This is a genomic window from Pseudomonas sp. LARHCG127, assembly GCF_052871455.1.
The window spans coordinates 131826-150804 of the sequence record NZ_JBIXJT010000003.1 but is presented as its reverse complement, the minus strand read 5'-3'; the positions used below and the strand labels follow the sequence as shown (position 1 = coordinate 150804).

General features: G+C 63.4%; 17 protein-coding genes. 8 read left to right on the top strand and 9 right to left on the bottom strand.

Annotation, left to right across the window (positions count from 1 at the left end; genetic code table 11):
- Window positions 1–8: 8 nt before the first annotated feature.
- From ACIPQ1_RS06530 to pssA, 5 genes are all read right to left on the bottom strand, one after another.
- A complete protein-coding gene (locus ACIPQ1_RS06530; protein WP_411384630.1) occupies window positions 9–1196 on the bottom strand; it encodes an acetyl-CoA C-acyltransferase in 1188 nt (395 codons plus the stop codon).
- Window positions 1197–1212: 16 nt separating this feature from the next.
- Complete coding sequence (locus ACIPQ1_RS06525; protein WP_186705581.1) at window positions 1213–1974, bottom strand: SDR family NAD(P)-dependent oxidoreductase; 762 nt, start codon at window positions 1972–1974, stop codon at window positions 1213–1215.
- Between the two features lie 16 nt (window positions 1975–1990).
- Complete coding sequence (locus tag ACIPQ1_RS06520) at window positions 1991–3655, bottom strand: AMP-binding protein (protein ID WP_411384629.1); 1665 nt, start codon at window positions 3653–3655, stop codon at window positions 1991–1993.
- Between the two features lie 203 nt (window positions 3656–3858).
- The gene (locus tag ACIPQ1_RS06515) at window positions 3859–4875 is read right to left on the bottom strand and encodes an AraC family transcriptional regulator (RefSeq protein ID WP_411384628.1); all 1017 of its coding nucleotides are present in this window, start codon (window positions 4873–4875) and stop codon (window positions 3859–3861) included.
- 11 nt (window positions 4876–4886) lie between these two features.
- Window positions 4887–6230 carry a CDP-diacylglycerol--serine O-phosphatidyltransferase gene (gene pssA / locus ACIPQ1_RS06510; RefSeq protein WP_446533779.1) on the bottom strand — a complete coding sequence of 448 codons (1344 nt, stop codon included), beginning with the start codon at window positions 6228–6230 and terminating at the stop codon, window positions 4887–4889.
- Window positions 6231–6351: 121 nt separating this feature from the next.
- Between pssA and ACIPQ1_RS06505 the strand changes: the two genes are divergently transcribed.
- The 3 genes from ACIPQ1_RS06505 to ACIPQ1_RS06495 all read left to right on the top strand — a co-directional run bounded on the left by ACIPQ1_RS06505 (window position 6352) and on the right by ACIPQ1_RS06495 (window position 8171).
- Window positions 6352–6915 carry a TetR/AcrR family transcriptional regulator gene (locus ACIPQ1_RS06505; RefSeq protein WP_446533778.1) on the top strand — a complete coding sequence of 188 codons (564 nt, stop codon included), beginning with the start codon at window positions 6352–6354 and terminating at the stop codon, window positions 6913–6915.
- 44 nt (window positions 6916–6959) lie between these two features.
- On the top strand, window positions 6960–7439 hold the full coding sequence (locus ACIPQ1_RS06500) for a nuclear transport factor 2 family protein (RefSeq protein ID WP_411384626.1): 480 nt from the start codon (window positions 6960–6962) through the stop codon (window positions 7437–7439).
- A gap of 330 nt (window positions 7440–7769) precedes the next feature.
- Window positions 7770–8171, top strand: coding sequence for a hypothetical protein (locus ACIPQ1_RS06495; RefSeq protein WP_411384625.1), 402 nt, complete (start codon window positions 7770–7772; stop codon window positions 8169–8171).
- A 36-nt stretch (window positions 8172–8207) separates the two neighbouring features.
- Here the strand turns inward: ACIPQ1_RS06495 and ACIPQ1_RS06490 are convergent, their stop codons facing one another.
- The 4 genes from ACIPQ1_RS06490 to ACIPQ1_RS06475 form a co-directional block, all read right to left on the bottom strand.
- Entirely contained in the window at window positions 8208–10631 is a 2424-nt protein-coding gene (locus ACIPQ1_RS06490) for a TonB-dependent siderophore receptor (RefSeq protein WP_446533777.1), read from the bottom strand.
- Between the two features lie 277 nt (window positions 10632–10908).
- Entirely contained in the window at window positions 10909–11853 is a 945-nt protein-coding gene (locus tag ACIPQ1_RS06485; protein ID WP_250963749.1) for a FecR domain-containing protein, read from the bottom strand.
- The gene (locus ACIPQ1_RS06480) at window positions 11853–12362 is read right to left on the bottom strand and encodes a sigma-70 family RNA polymerase sigma factor (protein WP_446533776.1); all 510 of its coding nucleotides are present in this window, start codon (window positions 12360–12362) and stop codon (window positions 11853–11855) included. Before ACIPQ1_RS06480 ends, ACIPQ1_RS06485 begins: the two co-directional genes overlap by 1 nt.
- A 278-nt stretch (window positions 12363–12640) precedes the next feature.
- On the bottom strand, window positions 12641–13162 hold the full coding sequence (locus ACIPQ1_RS06475) for an SgcJ/EcaC family oxidoreductase (protein ID WP_186706812.1): 522 nt from the start codon (window positions 13160–13162) through the stop codon (window positions 12641–12643).
- A 171-nt stretch (window positions 13163–13333) separates the two neighbouring features.
- Here ACIPQ1_RS06475 and ACIPQ1_RS06470 point away from each other — a divergent pair, with 171 nt between their 5' ends.
- The 5 genes from ACIPQ1_RS06470 to ACIPQ1_RS06450 are packed head-to-tail and all read left to right on the top strand — an operon-like array spanning window position 13334 to window position 18885.
- Window positions 13334–14518 (top strand): sensor histidine kinase, encoded by a 1185-nt coding sequence (locus tag ACIPQ1_RS06470; protein WP_446533915.1) that lies wholly within the window; start codon window positions 13334–13336, stop codon window positions 14516–14518.
- Window positions 14515–15183 carry a response regulator gene (locus ACIPQ1_RS06465; RefSeq protein ID WP_411384622.1) on the top strand — a complete coding sequence of 223 codons (669 nt, stop codon included), beginning with the start codon at window positions 14515–14517 and terminating at the stop codon, window positions 15181–15183. The genes ACIPQ1_RS06470 and ACIPQ1_RS06465 overlap by 4 nt, the downstream gene beginning before the upstream one ends.
- Window positions 15180–17492 (top strand): ATP-binding protein, encoded by a 2313-nt coding sequence (locus tag ACIPQ1_RS06460; protein ID WP_411384621.1) that lies wholly within the window; start codon window positions 15180–15182, stop codon window positions 17490–17492. The genes ACIPQ1_RS06465 and ACIPQ1_RS06460 overlap by 4 nt, the downstream gene beginning before the upstream one ends.
- Window positions 17489–17956 carry a response regulator gene (locus ACIPQ1_RS06455; RefSeq protein ID WP_053187808.1) on the top strand — a complete coding sequence of 156 codons (468 nt, stop codon included), beginning with the start codon at window positions 17489–17491 and terminating at the stop codon, window positions 17954–17956. The genes ACIPQ1_RS06460 and ACIPQ1_RS06455 overlap by 4 nt, the downstream gene beginning before the upstream one ends.
- Window positions 17957–17988: 32 nt before the next feature.
- Entirely contained in the window at window positions 17989–18885 is an 897-nt protein-coding gene (locus ACIPQ1_RS06450) for a helix-turn-helix domain-containing protein (RefSeq protein ID WP_446533775.1), read from the top strand.
- Window positions 18886–18979: the final 94 nt, after the last annotated feature.

The following is an 18979-nucleotide window of genomic DNA, read 5'->3' as shown; positions in this document are numbered from 1 at the left end:
ATGATTCCTTAATACAGGCATTCGACGGCCATGGCCGTGGCTTCGCCGCCGCCGATGCAGATCGCCGCGACGCCGCGCTTCAAGCCTTTCTGGCGCAGGGCCGACAGCAGCGTCACCAGGATCCGTGCACCAGACGCGCCAATCGGGTGGCCCAACGCACAGGCACCGCCGTGGACGTTGACCTTGTCATGGGCGATTTCCAGCTTGGCCATGGTCACCAGCCCCACCACGGCGAAGGCTTCGTTGACTTCAAACAGATCGACTTGATCCAGCGACCATCCGGTCTTTTGCATCAATTTCTTCACGGCACCAATCGGCGCAGTGGGAAACAGGCTCGGGGTATCGGCGAACGCCGCGTGACCGTGGATCACCGCCAACGGCTTGAGACCACGCTCGGCTGCCTGGCTTTGGCGCATCAGCACCAGGGCGGCGGCGCCATCGGAAATGGAACTGGCGTTGGCTGCCGTCACCGTGCCGCCCTCGCGGAACGCCGGCTTGAGCGAGGCGATCTTATCGATCCGCGCTTTCGGCGGTTGTTCGTCGTGGCGAATGGTCACTTGTTCCTTACCGACCATGACTTGCAACGGCACGATCTCGGCGTCGAAACTGCCGTCCTTGATCGCCTGCTGGGCGCGGGTCGTGGAAGCAATGGCGAAGGCGTCCTGGGCCTCGCGACTCAAACCGTTGGCCTCGGCGCAATCTTCGGCGAAGGTCCCCATCAACCGACCTTTGTCGTAGGCGTCTTCCAGGCCGTCGAGGAACATGTGGTCAAGCACCCGGCCATGGCCCATGCGGTAGCCACCGCGGGCACGGTCCAGCAGGTACGGCGCGTTGGACATGCTCTCCATGCCACCGGCCACCACCACCTCGGCACTGCCGGCGATGAGCATGTCATGGGCCAGGATCGCCGCTTCCATGCCCGAACCGCACATCTTGTTGAGCGTGGTGCAGCGGGTCGACTTGTCGAGCCCGGCGCCCAGCGCGGCCTGACGCGCCGGGGCTTGGCCTTGGCCGGCGGCGAGCACACAACCGAACAGCACCTCTTCAACCGCGCCCGGCGCGACGCCGGCACGCTCCACGGCGGCCTTGATGGCGGCGGCACCCAGTTGTGGCGCGGTGAGGCTTTTCAGCTCGCCCTGGAAACCGCCCATGGGGGTGCGGACGGCACTGACAATAACAATAGGATCGCTGGACATCATGAATCCTCCTGACTTATTTGGCTGCCATACGCAAGGCGCCGTCGAGACGGATCACCTCGCCGTTGAGCATGCTGTTTTCAATGATATGCCTGACCAGCGCCGCGTACTCGGAAGGTTTGCCCAGGCGCGGTGGGAACGGCACGCCGGCGGCCAGGGAATCGCGCACTTCCGGGGTCATGCCGGCCATCATCGGGGTTTCGAAGATCCCCGGCGCGATGGTCATTACCCGAATACCGAAGCGCGCCAACTCACGAGCGGCCGGCAACGTCAGGCTGGCGATGGCGCCTTTGGAGGCCGCATAAGCCGCCTGACCGATCTGCCCGTCGAAGGCCGCCACCGAGGCCGTATTGATGATCACCCCGCGCTCGCCGTCCGCGTTGGCTTCGGTTTCGGCAATGGCCGCGGCGGCCAGGCGCAGCAGGTTGAAGCTACCGATCAGGTTGACATTGATCACTTGGCTGAAGCTGGCCAGTGCGTGGGGGCCGTTCTTGCCGAGGATCTTTTCGCCGCGCACGATACCGGCGCAATTCACCAAGCCATTCAGACCACCGAACGCATCGACCGTGGCCTTGACCGCCGCTTCAGCCGCCGCCTCGTTGCTGATATCGGCCACCACGCTCTGGCAACCCAGTTTTTGCGCCTGGGCGGCTACGGCGTCGGCGTTGAGGTCCACCAGCATCACCTGGGCGCCGGCCTTGACCAGCATTTCACCGGTGGCCGCGCCGAGGCCGGAAGCACCGCCGCTGACGAGGAAAATCTTGTTGTCGATCTGCATCATGGTTTCCTTGGATTCAAGCTGAAACGTTCTGCGCCAAAGTCTCTTGAACCTTGGCGATTTCCTGGTTGCGCAAGATAAAGCGCTGCAACTTGCCGCTTGGGGTTTTCGGCAAGTCGCTGACAAATTCGATTTCACGGGGATAGGCATGGGCCGCCAGGCGCTGGCGCACGTGCAGGCGCAGCTCCTCGGCCAGCTCCGGTGAGGCGCGGTATTGGGTGCTGAGCACCACGAAGGCCTTCACCAACTCGGTACGCTCCGGGTCCGGCTTGCCGATTACCGCCGCTTCCACGACGGCTGGGTGTTCGATCAGCGCGCTTTCCACATCGAACGGACCGACCCGGTAACCGGAGGTAGTGATCACGTCGTCGCTGCGGCCGACAAAGCTGATGCTGCCGTCCGGGTTCAGCTCCACGGTGTCGCCACTGAGGTAGTAATCGCCGACGAAGGCCTTGGTCGGTCCGCCTTCGTAACCGGCGAACCAGCACATGGGCGACTGGCTGCGGTCCACCGCGAGAATGCCCGGCTGGCCCACGCCCAGTTCGCGCTGGTTTTCATCCAGCACGACGATGCGATGGCCCGGCGAGGCGAAACCGGCCGCGCCCAGGTGAACGGGATGTTCCAGCCCATGGTGATTGCACAGCACCATGCCCAGTTCGGTCTGGCCGTAATGGTCATGGATCACCACGTTAAGGTTGTCGGCAAACCACCGGATCACCTCGGGGTTCAACGGCTCGCCGGCGCTGCTGACGATGCGCAGCTTGCCCTTGATCGAGCGGGCGAACTGCTCACCGCCGGCGATCAACAAGCGATAGGCCGTGGGCGAGCCGGTCAGGTTGGTGATGCCGTATTTGTTGATGATCCGGCAGGTGCTTTCGAGGGTGAACGGGCCATCGTAGAAGGTGATCGGATGCCCCATGGCCAGCGGTCCGGTCACGCCAAAATAGATGCCGTAGGCCCACCCCGGGTCGGCGACGTTCCAGAAAGCGTCTTCAGGACGCAGGTCCACCGCGTCACGGGTGTAACTCTGGAACGCCACGATGGCCTTGAGCGGCACCGACAGCGCCTTGGCAGGGCCCGTGGTGCCGGAGGTAAACATCAGCAGGAACGGGTCTTCACCGGTGAGCATCAGCGGTTCGCACTGGTTGGATTGGTTCGCCACTTCGGCCCAGAAACTGTAGTCGCCACGCACGATGCCCTGGCCCTTTTCGCCGCCGACCGTCACGACGGTGGGGCAACCGGCGACTTCGTTGAGCTTGGGACGGTTGACGGCATCCGTGACGACAATGCGCGCCCCTGAGCTGCCGAGTCGGTGCTCGATGGCCTTGGGTCCGAACGCAGTGAACAACGGTTGATACACCGCGCCGATACGCCAGGTGGCGAGGACCACGATCAGCAGTTCAGCGGTGCGCGGCAGCAGGCCGGCCACTTTGTCACCCTTGCCGACGCCTTGGGCGCGCAGGAAATTGGCGAACCGCGCGGCGTTGTCCTGCAGGTCGCGGTAAGTCCAGGTGGCCTCGCTGCCGTCACGGCCCTCCCAGAACAAGGCGATGCGCCCCGGCAGCGCATGCCGGTCGCAACACTCGACGCAGGCATTGAGCGCCTCGAGCGAGCCGTGCAATGCGGCGTTGACGGTGTGCAGGTAATCGAACTGCGACGTGGCGGACGAATAATCGCGCATGACCAGAATCCCTCTGTACTTTTTATTGGGTGGGGGAACCGTGAAGAGCGGGTAAATACTCGCGCCGAAGGGCGGTGGCGGCAATGGTCAAAGCCATCAAGTTGCTTGACTGGTTTGGCCATGGTTGGAGGGATGTGTTGCCTGTAATGGCCCTATCGCGAGCAGGCTCGCTCCCACAGGATCCGGCGCGACCCGGCAATAGGTCAGTCGCTCTCGTTGAGAATCAGGCTGCGATAATGCCCCGGGTTGGACCCGGACCATTTGCGAAACGCCTTGTAGAAGGAACTGGCATCGGCGAAACCCAGGCGCGAGGCAATTTCGACGAAGCTGATGGAGGGCTCGGCCAGCCAGGTGATCGCCAGGTCCTTGCGCACGCTGTCCTTGAGGCCTTGGTAAGTCTGGCCCTCTTCCGCCAGGCGTCGACGCAGGGTCGAGGCGGACACACACAACTGCTGGGCCAGGGCCTCGGTTTCCGGCCACTGGTCGGCGGGCAGTTGCCGCAGGTCGTGGCGGATGCGGCTGGCCAGGCTTTGCGGGTTGCGGTATTTGACCAGGATGTTGGCCGGGGCCTGGGCCAGGAAGCGCTTGAGCTCATCGGCGTTGCGTCGGATAGGCAGGTCGAGGCATTCGGCGGCGAAAATCATCCGCGTGCGTGGCCGGTCAAAGCGCAGGTTCTGGGAAAACATCACGCGGTAGTCGTCGCAGAAATCCGGCGCCGGGCAGCGCAGTTCGACGGACAGAATGGGAATACGCCGCCCGGCCAGCCAACAGGCCACGCCATGGACGATCATCCAGTACGTGAAATACGTAAAGGCCCGGCGCGGCGCCTGGTCATCTTCCAGCAGCACGATCTCCGCCAGGCTTTGCTGGCGCACCCATTGGGCCGGCAGGTGTTCGAGCATCAGCGACAGAAAACCTAGCCCCGCCGTCAAACCCGTCGCCAGCGTGGGCTGGGCCATGGCGCACTGGCAGAGAAACGCCAGGCTGCCGGACTTGAGCTTGCGCGGGTCCATGCCGAAAAACTCGTCATCCAACCGCCGGGCCAGTAAACGCCAGAGCCGCGCATAGGCATGGGCCGGGACCCGCCCCTGGGGATCGTCGAGCAGCGCCGGGGCTATGCCGACCTTGCTCAGGACCTCATCGGTAGCGGCTCCAGGGGCACAGCTTTGCAGCAGCGCCTCACGTACCAACTGGATGGAAATGGTGTCTTTTTCCGACATGGCGCGGATGTTCACAGGATCCGGTAGAGCAGCCGTTCGATCCGCACCCGGCTGACCCGCTTCAGGAACCTGGCCACGGCCTCGGGGTAGTCCGGCAGGGTTTCCAGGTCCAAGTAACGCTCTATCCGCTGGGTGTGGCGGTAGATCTGCTCGAGTTCGGCCTGGCGCGGCGCCAGCAGCTCGCCCTTGGGGTCGTCCAGCAACAGCGCGTTTTCCAGGTCCAGGCGAAAGGCCCGGGGGTTGAGGTTGTTGCCGGTCAGCAAGGTGTAGCACTCGTCGACCCACATGCCCTTGAGGTGATAGGTGTTGTCCCCGTCGCGCCACAAGTGCAGGTTCAATTGACCGCTGTCGATCGCCCGCTGATGCCGCTTGGCGAAGCGGCGCAGGCTGATTTCGTAGAGGTAGGGCAGCGCCGCGATGATCTTGAACGGCTCGCTTGGCGGAATGTAGAAGTCGTTGGCGGTCTTGTCACCGACGATGATGTCGATCTTGACCCCGCGGGCCAGGGCGCGGTTGAGCTCCCGGGTCACGGCCAGGGGCAGGTTGAAATACGGGGTACAGATCGTCAGTTGCTGGCGGCTGCTGGCGATCAGTTCACCGATCACCCGGCTCAGGGGATTGTTCTTGCCCACGCCCAGCAATGGGCTCACTGACAGGCCGCTTTTGTCGAGGCTGCCGGCGCTGGTGTCATAGGTCGCGTACTTCAAGCGACTGCGCAGGTCACCGATGTCCTTGCGCAAACTGCGGGTGCTGGGCAGGTTCGGCAGGTCCAGGCGATGCACGGCCCGGGAAGTGACCAGGCCATGCTGCACCAAGTGGTGCATCGAATCGGCCAATGCCGTGTTCTGCAACAGGTGATAGCGGTCGTAGCGGTACTTGTCGAACTTGTGCAGGTAGACGTTGTTCAGGCTGGCGCCGCTGTACAGCACGCAGTCATCGATCACGAAACCTTTCAAATGCAGCACGCCGAACAGCTCGCGGGTCTGCACCGGCACGCCGTAGATCGGCACTTCGCTGGCATGGGTGCGGGTCTGCTCCTGGTACCACGCCGAGTTGCCCGGCTGCTTCTTGGCGCCGATCAGCCCGCGCTGGGCCCGCAGCCAGTCCACCACCACGACCACGTCCAGTTCCGGACGCGCCGCTTTGGCGGCATGCAGGGCATCGAGGATTTCCTGGCCGGCCTCGTCCTGTTGCAGGTACAGGGCGACGATGTAGATGCGCTGGGTGGCCTGGGCGATTTTCTCCAGCAGGCAACGGCGGAATTGAGCAGCGCCATCGAGGATGGTCACCGCGTCGGCGGTCAGTGCAAAGCTGCGCAGCTTGGGCAGCAGGGAGCGTTTGAAGAGCGACGGCATAGGGCTCGCAAAAGGTCGATTCCGAAGAACGGATGAGCTTACACCATGGATGGGTTCGGGTCTTCCTGTCGTCAAGAAAAAAAGACTTGACCAAGGAGAACGATCATTCTACTTTCAATCCATGAACGATATCACTGGTAATGAAACACGAGACATCATCCTCGATGTCGCCGAAAAGTTGATCTATAGAAGTGGCATCGCTGCCACCGGCATGGACCTTCTGGTGAAAACCGCCGGCGTCTCCAGGAAAAGTGTCTATCGCTACTTCGCCAACAAGGACGACCTGATCGTGGCCGCCCTCAAGCGACGGGACGAGCGCTGGATGCAATGGTTCAGCACCGAGGTGGACAAGGCGCCCACCCCCACCGCACGGCTGCTCAACCTGTTCATCGTGCTCAAGGGCTGGTTCGACAGCGACGGTTTTCGCGGCTGTGCCTTCATCAATACCAGCGGCGAAACCGGTGATCCGCAAGATCCGGTCCGCCAGGTGGCGAAGATGCACAAACAGAAGTTGCTCGACTACGTGACCCGGCTGTGTGTCGAACAAGGTGTCGAGCGCCCGGCTACCCTGGCCCGCCAACTGCTGATCTTGATCGATGGCGCGATTACCGTGGCGCTGGTCATGGGCGACCACAGCGCGGCTGATCATGCCCAGGACATGCTGAAAAAGTTGTTACACGCCTGACCCGTTAAGCCCTGTGCAATTCATCACCTCACTGGAGATCCGCCATGCCTGCCTCTTCTGAAGTTCGTCCGCCGTTGCCGCCGTTCACCCGTGAATCGGCGATCGAGAAAGTTCGCCTGGCCGAAGATGGCTGGAACGCTCGCGACCCACAAAAAGTATCCCTGGCCTACACACTGGATACCCAATGGCGCAACCGCGCCGAATTCGCCCATAACCGCGAAGAAGCCAAGGCATTCCTGACCCGCAAGTGGGCCAAGGAGTTGGATTATCGGCTGATCAAGGAGCTCTGGGCCTTCACCGATAACCGCATCGCCGTGCGCTACGCCTATGAATGGCACGACGACTCGGGCAACTGGTTCCGTTCCTACGGCAACGAAAACTGGGAGTTCAACGAGCAAGGCCTGATGTCCAACCGCTACGCTTGCATCAACGACATGCCGATCAAGGAAAGCGAGCGCAAGTTCCATTGGCCCCTGGGCCGCCGGCCGGATGATCATCCGGGGTTGTCTGAGTTGGGGTTGTAATTTGCTGGCATTTTCGCCAACTGAACCACCGCTATCGCGAGCAAGCTCGCTCCCACAGAGAATCCATGTCGAGCACAGCATTTTGTGTTCACGGAAATTCAAATGTGGGAGCGAGCTTGCTCGCGATGGCGGTGGAACATTCAACATCCCTGCAAGCTGACCCACCGCTATCGCGAGCAAGCTCGCCCCCACAGTGAAACTGTGGAGTGCACAGCAGCGCCAGACCAGTGGCCCCTCCAACAGGCTTGACCCACATGCCGCCAGGCATCACATTGCCTGGGTCGGCGATAAGCCCGCTGTTTCGTTGTGCAGCATTTTCTTGTGGAGCCCATGACCGCGTCGATCCCGATCCGTCCCCCCTGCCCGCCCGGCGTCTGCGATTGCGGGCGTGATGCGTTGCTGCAAGCGCCCGGCAGCGACCTGCGCATCCTTTGCCTGAACCGCCAGGAAGAAAAACGCCTGCTCGAACGCCTGGAGAACATCCAGAGCCTCGATGAACTCCAGCGCCTGCAACAACGCTTGTACGAGAACCTGGGTATCCGCTTGAGCGTCGAGCCCGGCTACAACGAAGTGCGGACCATGCGCGGCATCGCCATCGAATTCCAGGACCAGCCCGGCCTGTGTCGCAAGATCCGCCAGTCGATTCCCGCCGCCATCCGCCGCGGCCTGGAAAAACGCCCCGAGATCGCCTGGCGACTGCTGGATGCCCACGACCTGTTTCGCGATACCTGAATCTGGGCAGCTCCCTCCCTGGAGCGGCACGTCGACTTAGAAATCCACCGTCGCGGACAGCAGGTAGGTGCGCGGAGTCGACAGCGTCAGCCCAGGCTCACTGTCATCCGACGCACCGGCCGAACTCCAATAGCGCTTGTCGGCCACGTTTTCGATGTTGGCCCGCAGGGTGATGTTCTTCTCGTCGATCTTGAAGCCGTAGCGAGCGCCCACGTCGAAACGCGTCCAGGCATCGATTTCCTTGGTGTTGGACTGGTCCAGGTACTGCGCGCTGGAGTAGATGCCACGGCTGGTCAATGTCAGGCCCTGGACAGTCGGCACGTCCCATTCGGCACCGAGGTTGACGTTGTACTTGGGCGTGGCCGGCGCGCGGTTGCCATCGAAGGCACCATTGGTGGTGTCGGTCAGTTCGCTGTCGATGAACATCACACCGCCGAGCAAGCGGGTGCCCTTGAGCGGTTCGCCGAACACGCTCAACTCCACGCCGGTGTTTTCGCGCTTGCCGTTGGGGCCGAAGACGCGAGTCGTGGCGTCGGTCGCGTAGGCCGGTTGCTTGATCCGGAATACCGCGGCGGTGACGGCGAACGGGCCGGCGTCGTACTTGGCGCCCACCTCGACCTGACGGCTGATGAACGGTGGGAAAATCTGATCCTCGTTCACCGATGTCGATGGCGCGATCTTGCCCTGGCTCAGGCCTTCCATGTAGTTGGCATACAGCGACAGCTTGTCCGTCGCCTTGAACAGGATGCCGCCCGACGGGGAAACCTTTTCTTCGTCGTAGGCAGTACGGCCTTTGACGCCGTTCGACCAGTCGTCAACTTCGACTCGCTGCCAGCGGACACCAAGGGTCAGCAGCAGTCGGTCATCGAAGAAGCCCAATGTGTCCGATAACGCCACTCCACTGAAGTGGTTCTCGGTATAGACCTTGGGATCAGGCCGGGTGATTACACTCGGAGTCGGTGTTTCCACTGGATCATACAGATTGCTGTTGGACTGACCATAGCGAGCGCCGCCGTTGGTGAAGTCCATGTAGAAATAGCTGGCGGCCAGGTTGACCTCATGGCTTACCGGGCCCGTATGAAACCAGTTTCGCGCCCCAGCATTGGCCGTGCGGACATTCTCGTCGCGGGTGAAATCTCGGGGTTGGACGCGAAAATCTCCAGCCTCATTGAGGACCGAAACGGCATGCCGAAGGAACTCATGATTGCTTTTGCGCGCCCCCACACCGCCGTACAGCATGACGGAGTCGTTGACATCGAATTCGGCATTCACCGCGCCGAAGGTATCTTTGGTACGCGCCTTGCTCCAAGGCTGCGCGTAGTTACGATCTACATCGCTGGCATGCGGCACTGGCGCGACGTCGGCAACCTGCACACGTTCCTGGGGCGCGTCGGTGTTACGCTCGGTGTGGCCAATGTCGGTCGACAGTCGCAGGCGTTCCCCGCGAAAATCCAGGCCCAGCACCGCCATCTCGCGGTCCACGCTCTGGTGATCCCATTCGGTGTCGCCCTCCTGCTTCACGCCGTTGAAGCGGATACCAAACTTGTCCTCTTCACCAAAGCGCCGACCGACATCCACCGCCCCGCCCAACTGGTTATTGGAGGCGTAGCTGCCGGTGAAGGAGGTGATGGGCTTGTCGGTGGCGCGCTTGGGCACCACGTTGATCCCGCCCCCCACGCTGCCCCGCGGCGAGACACCGTTGATGAGCTGGCTCGGACCCTTGAGGATATCGACGCGTTCGGCCATCTCCATATCGATGGTGTAAGTCGGCAGGATGCCGTAGAGGCCGTTGTAGGCGACATCGCTGTTGAACAGGCTGAACCCACGAATGGTGAACTGCTCGTAGCGTCCGCCCGCCGGGTTGGTGGCGCGGACCGAGGGGTCGCTGGCGATCAGGTCGCCCAGGGTTCGCGCCTGCTGGTTCTTGACCGTAGTGCTGGTGTAGGTGGTCATGCTGAACGGCGTTTCCATGAAATCCCGCGAGCCCAGCAAGCCTTGGGAACCGCGCCGTGCCACCTGGCCGCCGGCATACACCGGACTGTCCGTCGATGCCGTTGCGCCGAAAATAGAAGTGGGCGCCAACTGCAGGCTGCCGCCTTCCGGCGCTGGCATCAGGATGTACGCCTGCTCCCCCACCGGCTGCAATTGCAGGCCCGAGCCTCGCAACAGCCGGGCAAACCCCTCTTCCACACCAAACTCCCCCGAGAGCCCGGCGCTGTTGCGCCCGCTCACCAAGGCTGGGTCCACCGAGAGGTTGACCCCGGCCAGCCCGGCAAACCGGGTCAACGCCGCGCTGAGGCTGCCGGCCGGCACCTGGTAACTGCGCCGGGCGGCTTCTTCGGCGTGGCTCGATGAGATGAAAAAAGGGCTGGCACCCAGGCTCAGCATGAGGCTCAGGTTCAACAGCGGACGCCAGCCGGCAAAGGCCGGGCGCAAACGCAAAGGAACAACTGCGGACATTGGAAAGCGCTCTCGTTTTTGTTCAGTTGCCTTGAATGACAAGCGAGACAAAAAAAGGGGACAGGGCTCAGGCTCGATTCCTGGCGAAACGTGCAAAGCCACCCCCATCTGTGGCGAGGGAGCTTGCTCCCGCTGGGGTGCGAAGCGCCCCCAAAATGAAGCGAATAACATCAACCTGACACACCACGGGGGCTGGTTTGGGGTTGCTGCGCAAGCCAGCGGGAGCAAGCTCCCTCGCCACAGGGGTATGACTACTCGTCTTTATTGCATACCGACCTCAGGCCAGTTTTTTGCGCGGCGTCAACGTCACCCAGTAACGAGTACGCATGTGCACGTCCAACGGCAGGCTGGCGGCAAGCAGCGTGAGGATTCGATCAGTGTTGTCCAGGCGGAAGCTGCCAGTGATTCGCAGCGATTCCAGGGTTTCGTCCCAGCGCAAAACGCCAGGACGATAACGGTCCAGCTCCCGCAGGAAATGCCCCAGCGGCTGGTCCTGCGCAACCAGTACCCCGTCACGCCAACCCAGCTGGGCCACATCGAACGCCCGCACCGGCCCCGCGCCTGATGCCTGGAAGTTGACCTGCTGGCCCTCTTCCAAGCTCAGCGAAGGCCCGCGCAAGGGTTGCAGTTGCGCCGAGCCGCTGAGCACCGACACCCGGCAGTCTCCCTCACCCAAGTGCAGGCAGACTTCGCCACGATTGAGTGTGATGAGCCCATAGGGTGACTCGACGGACAGCGGCGTGCTCCCGGCGAGCTTGAGGGCCATCTCCCCGCGCACCAACACCAGGCGCCGAGCGTTGAGATCCAGGTCGACGGCGCTGTCGGTGTTCAGTTGCAGCGCACTGCCATCGACCAGCGTCCAGCGTCGTTGCTCCCCCGTGGCGGTGTGCAAGTCGGCGCGCCAGACCTCCAACGGCAGCTCTCGCCCCAACAGCCAGGCAGCCGGGACCAATGCAGCGACGCCCAATGCACGCTTGAGCACCGCGCGCCGGGCCAGCGCCGGACGGTCCAGGGTGGCCATGCCCAGGGAGGCTGGCACCCCGGCAAAGCGCTGGCGCAATCGCTGGGCCTTCTGCCAGGCCGCCTCGTGGTGAGCGCTGCTGTCGCGCCAGCGTTGCAGGGCCGCCGAGTCGAACGCGTCGCCGTCGAATTCCATCAGGGTCAACCAGCGGGCAGCCGCCCGTGCCGCTTCACGGGCCTCGGGCGATGGCGTCGACGACATCAGAAGTCCACCAACAGGCAATGCTCGTAGGCCTGGGCCATGTAGCGCTTCACGGTGCGCTCGGAGACTTGCAAGCGCTCGGCGATCTCGCGATAACCCAGGCCTTCGAACTGACTCCATAAAAAAGCCCGCCGCACCAAGGGCGGCAGGCCATCGAGCAATTCGTCCAGGGCTTGCAGGGTTTCCAGCAGCAGCCAACGCTGTTCCGGCGACGGCGCGCAAGCTTCAGGCAGGTTCGCCAACGCGTCGAGGTACGCCTGCTCCAGATTGCGTCGGGTGTAGAAGTTGCTCAGCAGGCGCTTGCCGACAGTCAGCAGGTAAGCCCGGGGTTCTTGCAGGTCAGCCAATGGCTGGGCACTGGAAAGCACCCGCAGGAAGGTATCCTGGCGCAGGTCCGCCGCATCCCAAGCATTGCCCATGCGCCGTCGCAACCAGCCTTCCAGCCAACTCCCGTGGTCACGGTACAACGCATGGAGGGATTGCTCCGTCGGCGTAACTGCATCACACATGTCCAGAAGCCTGCGCAAGGTCTTAAATGAGACTGATTCTAATTAATGTTCGCGCATGAATCCAAGTTGTTTATGCAAAGTGTGTCTAAAAGGTGATTGACGGGGCTGCTACGCCTTCCTCACCACAGGAGGAAACTCAGAGACACTACATTGTGGGAGCGAGCTTGCTCGCGATAGCGGTGGGTCAGCTTGCTTCAATGCCGTTTGGTCTGCCGCCATCGCGAGCAAGCTCGCTCCCACAGTTGTGTCCCACAGCCCGGGCTTTGCAAGCAGTGCCATCAGTGACTGGCATGCAACGTCTTCGGCACTTCCGGCATGGCCGAAGAGTGGTGGTTGATGATCTTCCACTGGCCATCGAGGCGCTCGTAAAGGAAGGTGTAGCGCGCCTGGACTTCGCGCTTGGAACCATCGGCCTGGGTCAGGGTGAAGGTATAGACACCGCTGTCCATCGCCGCGTCAGGCCCCAGGTGACGGATCTCGCGGTAGTTGATTTGCCCCACCGGCTTGCCCGCCAGGAAGTGCTCGAAGTAATCCTGGATCAGCGCCGGCGTATTGCGCACCTTGTTGGAAACTGTCGGTTGCAAAATCGCATCCGGGGCATAGAGACCGGTCACGGCGGTGGCGCTACCGGTTTGCAGCGCGGCGTTCCAGCGGTCGAACAGTGCGGCGATTTCCCGATCATTTACGTTCTTGGGCTGTTCGGCCACGGTGCGATACACGTAGGGTGTGGCCTCGACAGCCTGGACAAGCGGCGCGGTCAGCAGGAAAAAAGCAGCGATGGCACAGGTTTTCATTTTCATCAGAAGGCTCCTTTGGGTTTCAATGAGCCCACTTTGCCGGCCTTCCCCACCTTCGCCATCGGCCAACCGGTGCCAATCGCCTATGCCATTCGGCAGATAGGCCCATTGCCGGTGACACGTTTTAATGGCGCCACCGCGAACCGTCCGATCTTTTTCACGCTGGAGTTCCCCATGCAAAGCCCACCCCATGATCCCGGCAGTGCCCTGGCCATCCGCAGTCAGTATCGCCAGTCGCAAAGCCGCGCGGCGCGCCTGGGGCTGTTGCTGGGCACCGGCCATGAACTGATGCAGTTGCCGCTGCCGGCCATGCGCCAGCGGGCACTGCAACGGGCGTGCGCGTTCATGGCGATGGACCATGGCCTGCTGCTGGAGTGGGCACCGGACAACACGTTGCGCACCCTCGCCAGCCACGGCAGCGCGGAACGCGTCGACCTGCTCGCCAAGCTGGCCCAGCCGCAGACACCCGGCCCGCACTGGCTCGAATCCCCCGGCAGCACCCTGCCCCAGGTCCTGCGGATTCCATTGCGGACCTCCGATGGCGTGACGTTCGGGGCCTTGCTGCTGGGCAACAGCGTCGCCCTCGGCGCGCCAGACAACGAAGACATCGAGTCGCTGCAATTGCTGGCGACGCTATTGGCGGCGCATCTGGAAAACAGTCGCCTGGTCGAAGCCCTGCAAGCCCGCGAGCGGACCATGTCGGAGTTGGTCCACCGCTTGTTCAGCGCCCAGGAAGACGAACGCAAGCGCGTGGCCTACGACCTGCACGACGGCCTGGCGCAAAACCTGGCCGGGTTGCACCAGCGTTTGCAGGGTTTCGCCGGTCGTTGTCCATCCCTGCCACCGGCGCTGGCGAGCGAGTTGCAGGCCATCCTCGACCTGGCCCAGGGCTGCGTCGGCGAGGGACGGCAGTTGATCGGGGGCCTGCGCCCTCACGTGCTGGATGATTTCGGCCTGTACAAAGCCGTCGACAAGGAAGCCGATCGCCTGCGCGACGCGGGCCTGAGCGTAAGCTGGGCCGAACACAGCAGCGCGCGCCTGCCGGGGAACACCGAGATCGCCCTGTTTCGCATCGCCCAGGAGGGTATCAACAACATCCTCAAGCACGCCCAGGCCAGCCATGTGCACTTGGGGCTGGCGGTGAAAGATGGCCACGCGTGCCTGCGAGTGGACGACGATGGGCGTGGCTTTGCCCTGGAACAACCCGTCGAGACCAACGGCAGCTGCCACCTGGGGTTGGCCGCCATGCAGGAGCGCGCCAACTTGCTGGGGGGCCATCTGGCCTGTTGCAGCCAACCCGGTGGTGGCACCCGCTTGCTCGCCAGCGTGCCGCTACCGTCCCCCGGAGTACAGCCATGAACCGCCCTTTGCGCCTGCTGCTGGCCGATGACCACGAAGTGACCCGCACCGGTTTTATCAGCATGCTCGCCGACAGCCCCGGATTCGAGGTCGTCGGCCAGGCCCGCGACGGTCAAGAGGCGCTCGACCTGTGCGAGCGGCTACAGCCGGATATCGCGATCCTGGATATCCGCATGCCCGTCCTCAACGGCCTCGGCGCGGCGCGGATCCTGCAGCAGCGCCAGCCTGGGATCAAAGTGGTGATCTTCACCATGGATGACAGCCCCGACCACCTCGAAGCCGCCATTGGTGCGGGTGCGGTCGGCTACTTGCTCAAGGACGCCAGTCGCGATGAAGTGCTCGACGCCCTCAAGCGGGTCGCCCAAGGCGACGAGGCGCTGAACAGCTCGGTCAGCGCGCGCCTGCTGCGCCGCATGGCCGAGCGCGGTGCCGGTAACGCCCCACAGGTCCAGGCCCTGACCGCCCGCGAGCGCCAGGTATTGGGGTTGGTGGCCAGCGGTTTCAGCAATCGTGAAATCGGTGAAAAACTGGGCATCGCACCCGGCACCGCCAAGGCCCATGTCGAGCGCGTCATCGGCAAGCTGGGCGCCGCCGACCGGACCCAGGCCGCCGTGCGCGGCGTGGCCCTCGGATTGGTGGCACAACCCGCCGGGCAATGGCCATGAGGTTTCTCGCCGCCCGCCGCTGGGCCGACCTGCCGTTGCGGGGCAAGGCCCTGGTGGTGATTTCCCTGCCCCTGGTGGTTTTGCTGCTGTCGTTGGTGCTGATCTATATCACCGAACGCCAGACCGCACGGGCCGAAGAAGACGTGCGCCGGGTGCTGCTGGTCCAGGGTGATATCCAGACGGTCCATACCCTGCTGGCCGAGGCCGCGGCCAGCGTACGCGGTTACCTGCTGACCCGGCGCGAAGACTTCCTGCCCAGCTACGAACAGGCCACGCCGTTGATCCAGGCTGCGTTGCAACGCCTGGACCAGAACATTCGCGATGCCAGGATGCGCGAGCATCTCAAGACCATCACCCCGCTGATCGCCGACAAGCTCGACGGTTTGCTCGCATTGCGCAACGGCAAGCGCGACGACCCCGAGGCCATCACCGCGATCCTGATCGAAAACAAACAGGTGTTGGACGTGCTGCGCGAGCAGATCAGCGCCATGCGCATACGCGAGGATGGCCTGCTGGCCGAACGCAGCGCCGCCGCCTCGGCCACGCGCATGCGGCTGTTGTTCGCCACGCTGCTGGCGGCGGTGTGCGGGCTGCTGGGGGCCATTGTCGCGGTGCTGTTCCTGTCCAAGGGCATCGTCGCCCGGGTCCAGCAGGTGCAAGGCAACGCCCAGCGCCTGGCCTTGGGCCAACCGTTGTTGCCACAACCGCCGGAGCAGGACGAAATCGGCCAGCTCGGCACGCGCCTGGTGGAGGCCGGGCAGTTGCTCGCCGAACGCGAGCGGGCCCTGCGCGATAACGAAGAGCGCTTGCGGCTGATCATCGACGGGGTGAAGGACTACGGGATCTTCGCCCTGGATGCCCAAGGCTACGTCACCACCTGGAACGCTGGCGCACAGCGGATCAAGGGCTACACCGAGCAGGAAATCCTCGGCCAGCACTTCTCCCTGTTCTACTTGCCCGAGGAATGCCCGGCGCACCCGGACTTGGCCCTGCGCGAAGCCACCCGCGACGGCCACTACATGGAAGAAGGCTGGCGTTGTCGCAAGGATGGCAGCCGCTTCTGGGCCAGCGTGGTCATCACCGCCCAGTACGACGGCACGGGCGCATTGCGCGGTTTTTCCAAGATCACCCGCGACATCACCGACCGACGCGCCGCCGAAATCGCCCTGCGCACCGCCCGCGAGGAAGCGGAAAGCGCCAGCCGGGCCAAGAGCGAGTTCCTGTCGCGCATGAGCCACGAACTGCGCACGCCCTTGAACGCCATCCTCGGTTTCGCGCAACTGCTGGACATGGATTCCACCGCCGGTCAACGTCCCCAGGTCAGCCACATCCTGCGGGCCGGCCAGCACTTGCTGGCGTTGATCAACGAGGTGCTGGACATCGCCCGGATCGAGGCCGGGCGCCTGCCCTTGAACATCGAACCGATCGCCCTGGCGACCGTGCTGCACGAAGCCTTGACGCTGGTTTCACCCATGGCCGCCGACGCCGGGATCCACTTGGTCGACCTGCCCGCACTGCCCGACGACAGCGGTGTGCTTGCCGACCGCCAGCGCCTGGTACAGGTGTTGCTCAATTTGTTGTCCAACGCCATCAAGTACAACCGGCCCGGCGGCGAGGTGCGCATCGAAGTGAGCGTCCAGCCCCATCAGGTGAGCATCGCCGTCCACGATACCGGCCATGGCATCGCCCCGGAACAACTGGGCCAACTGTTCAAGCCCTTCGAACGCCTGGGCGCCGATCCGCAGGTCGAAGGCACCGGCCTTGGCTTGTCCTTGAGCAAGAACCTGCTGGAGATGATGCAGGGCAACCTGCAAGTCCACAGTGAGCCCGGGCACGGCTGTTGTTTTACCCTGCAACTGCCCGCCACCCAGGTGATCGGCACGCACTTGCCACCCATCGCCGCCTTGGCCGTGACGCGTGCCCCCGTGGACTATCACGGCAAAATCCTCTGCATCGAAGACAACCTGTCGAGCCTCGCATTGATCGAGACCCTGATGCAGCGTCGGCCCGGCATCCAGTTACTGTCGAGCATGCAAGGCCAGATGGGCCTGGACCTGGCCCGCCAGCACAGCCCGCAACTGATCCTGCTGGATGTCACCCTGCCGGACCTTGAAGGCCTGGAAGTTCTGCGGCGCCTGCGCCAGTCCCCGGCCACTGCGGCCACGCCCGTGCTGATGATCACCGCCGATGCCAGCGACCTGACCCATCGTGCCCTGCGTGACGCCGGGGCTACGGCGATCCTGACCAAACCTATCCATATCCAGGCCTTTCTCGGCCACCTTGAGCACTATCTACCGGAGCCCGCATGAATCGCGACTTGCGCATTCTGATCGTCGACGATCAGCGCCCCAACCTGGACCTGATGGAGCAACTGCTGGCCCGCGAAGGGTTGCACAACGTGCTGAGCAGCACCGAACCGTTGCGCACGCTGGACCTGTTCAACAGCTTCGAGCCGGACCTGGTCATCCTCGACCTGCACATGCCGGCGTTCGACGGCTTTGCCGTGCTAGAGCAACTGAACCGGCGCATCCCGGCCAACGATTACCTGCCGATCCTGGTCCTCACCGCCGACGCGACCCGTGACACGCGCCTGCGGGCCCTGGCCCTCGGTGCCCGGGATTTCATCAGCAAACCCTTGGATGCGCTGGAAACCATGCTGCGCATCTGGAACCTGCTGGAAACCCGCGCGCTCTATAAAGCGTTGCGCGAGTTGATCCCGTCCCAGCAGATCGAACTGTTGCGCCAGCACCGTCCCGCCGCCGACCCGGCCTAGCCTGGCGGCCGTTTCAGCGAGGCCATCGAAGCATGGAAGTCACCGAACGAACATCGGCAAACGGCCTGCAAGCGCACATTCGCGGCGAACGCCTGGCCACTTCCGACGGCGTATCGAGCAAGGATATCCTGGTGGAGATCTTTGTCCGTGAGCGCAGCGAAGCCCACGTCGTCGTGCCGGCGGTGGCCGAACCGCTGCTCGTCTGGGTGTTATCCGGGGAGGCCATTGTCGAGGAACGCGCCGGCCACGGCGAGTGGGAGGCGAATACGGTGCGCCGCGCAGATTTTTTCCTGACCGCGTCCCCCGATCCCTATGAGATGCGCTGGCACGTGACCAGCCGCGAGCCGTTCGTGGTCATGCATGTGTACTTGGGCCTGGCGTTGCTGGAGCGCGCCATCGCCGAAGCCGGCGGCAGCGGCGCGATCCAGTTGCGGGAAGTCTCTGGCGGGCAGGACGAAGCCCTTTCGGCCTTGCTCGAACAGATTCGGGCAGAGTTGACCCGACGCGGTGAACCCAGTGCCTTGCTGATCCAGGGCGTGGCGCAATGTGTGGCGGTGCATTTGGCGCGGCAATACCTCGATGCCGAGGCCGAGGACATGTCCGGCCGCAACGCCCTGCCCGCCTTCAAGCTCAAGCGCGTCATCGGCTTGATGGAGCAACGTCTGGCCGAACCTTTCTGCCTCGCTGACCTGGCCCAGGCCATTGACCTGAGCGAGTACCACTTCAGCCGCCAGTTCAAGCGCGCCACCGGCCGCTCACCCTCGCAGTACTTCATCCAGCTGAGAATGACCCGGGCCCGCCAATTGCTGATGGAAACCGAGCGCAGCGTCATCGATATCGGCCTGGAAGTCGGGTATGGCAGCGCCAGTCACTTCTCGCAGATCTTCCGCCGCGAAGTGGGCGTGGCGCCGAGTCATTACCGCAAGTAAGGACCACCACATCCCCTGTGGCGAGGGAGCTTGCTCCCGCTCGGTTGCGCAGCGACCGCAAGGTTTTGGGACCGTTGCGCGCTCCGACTGCCTG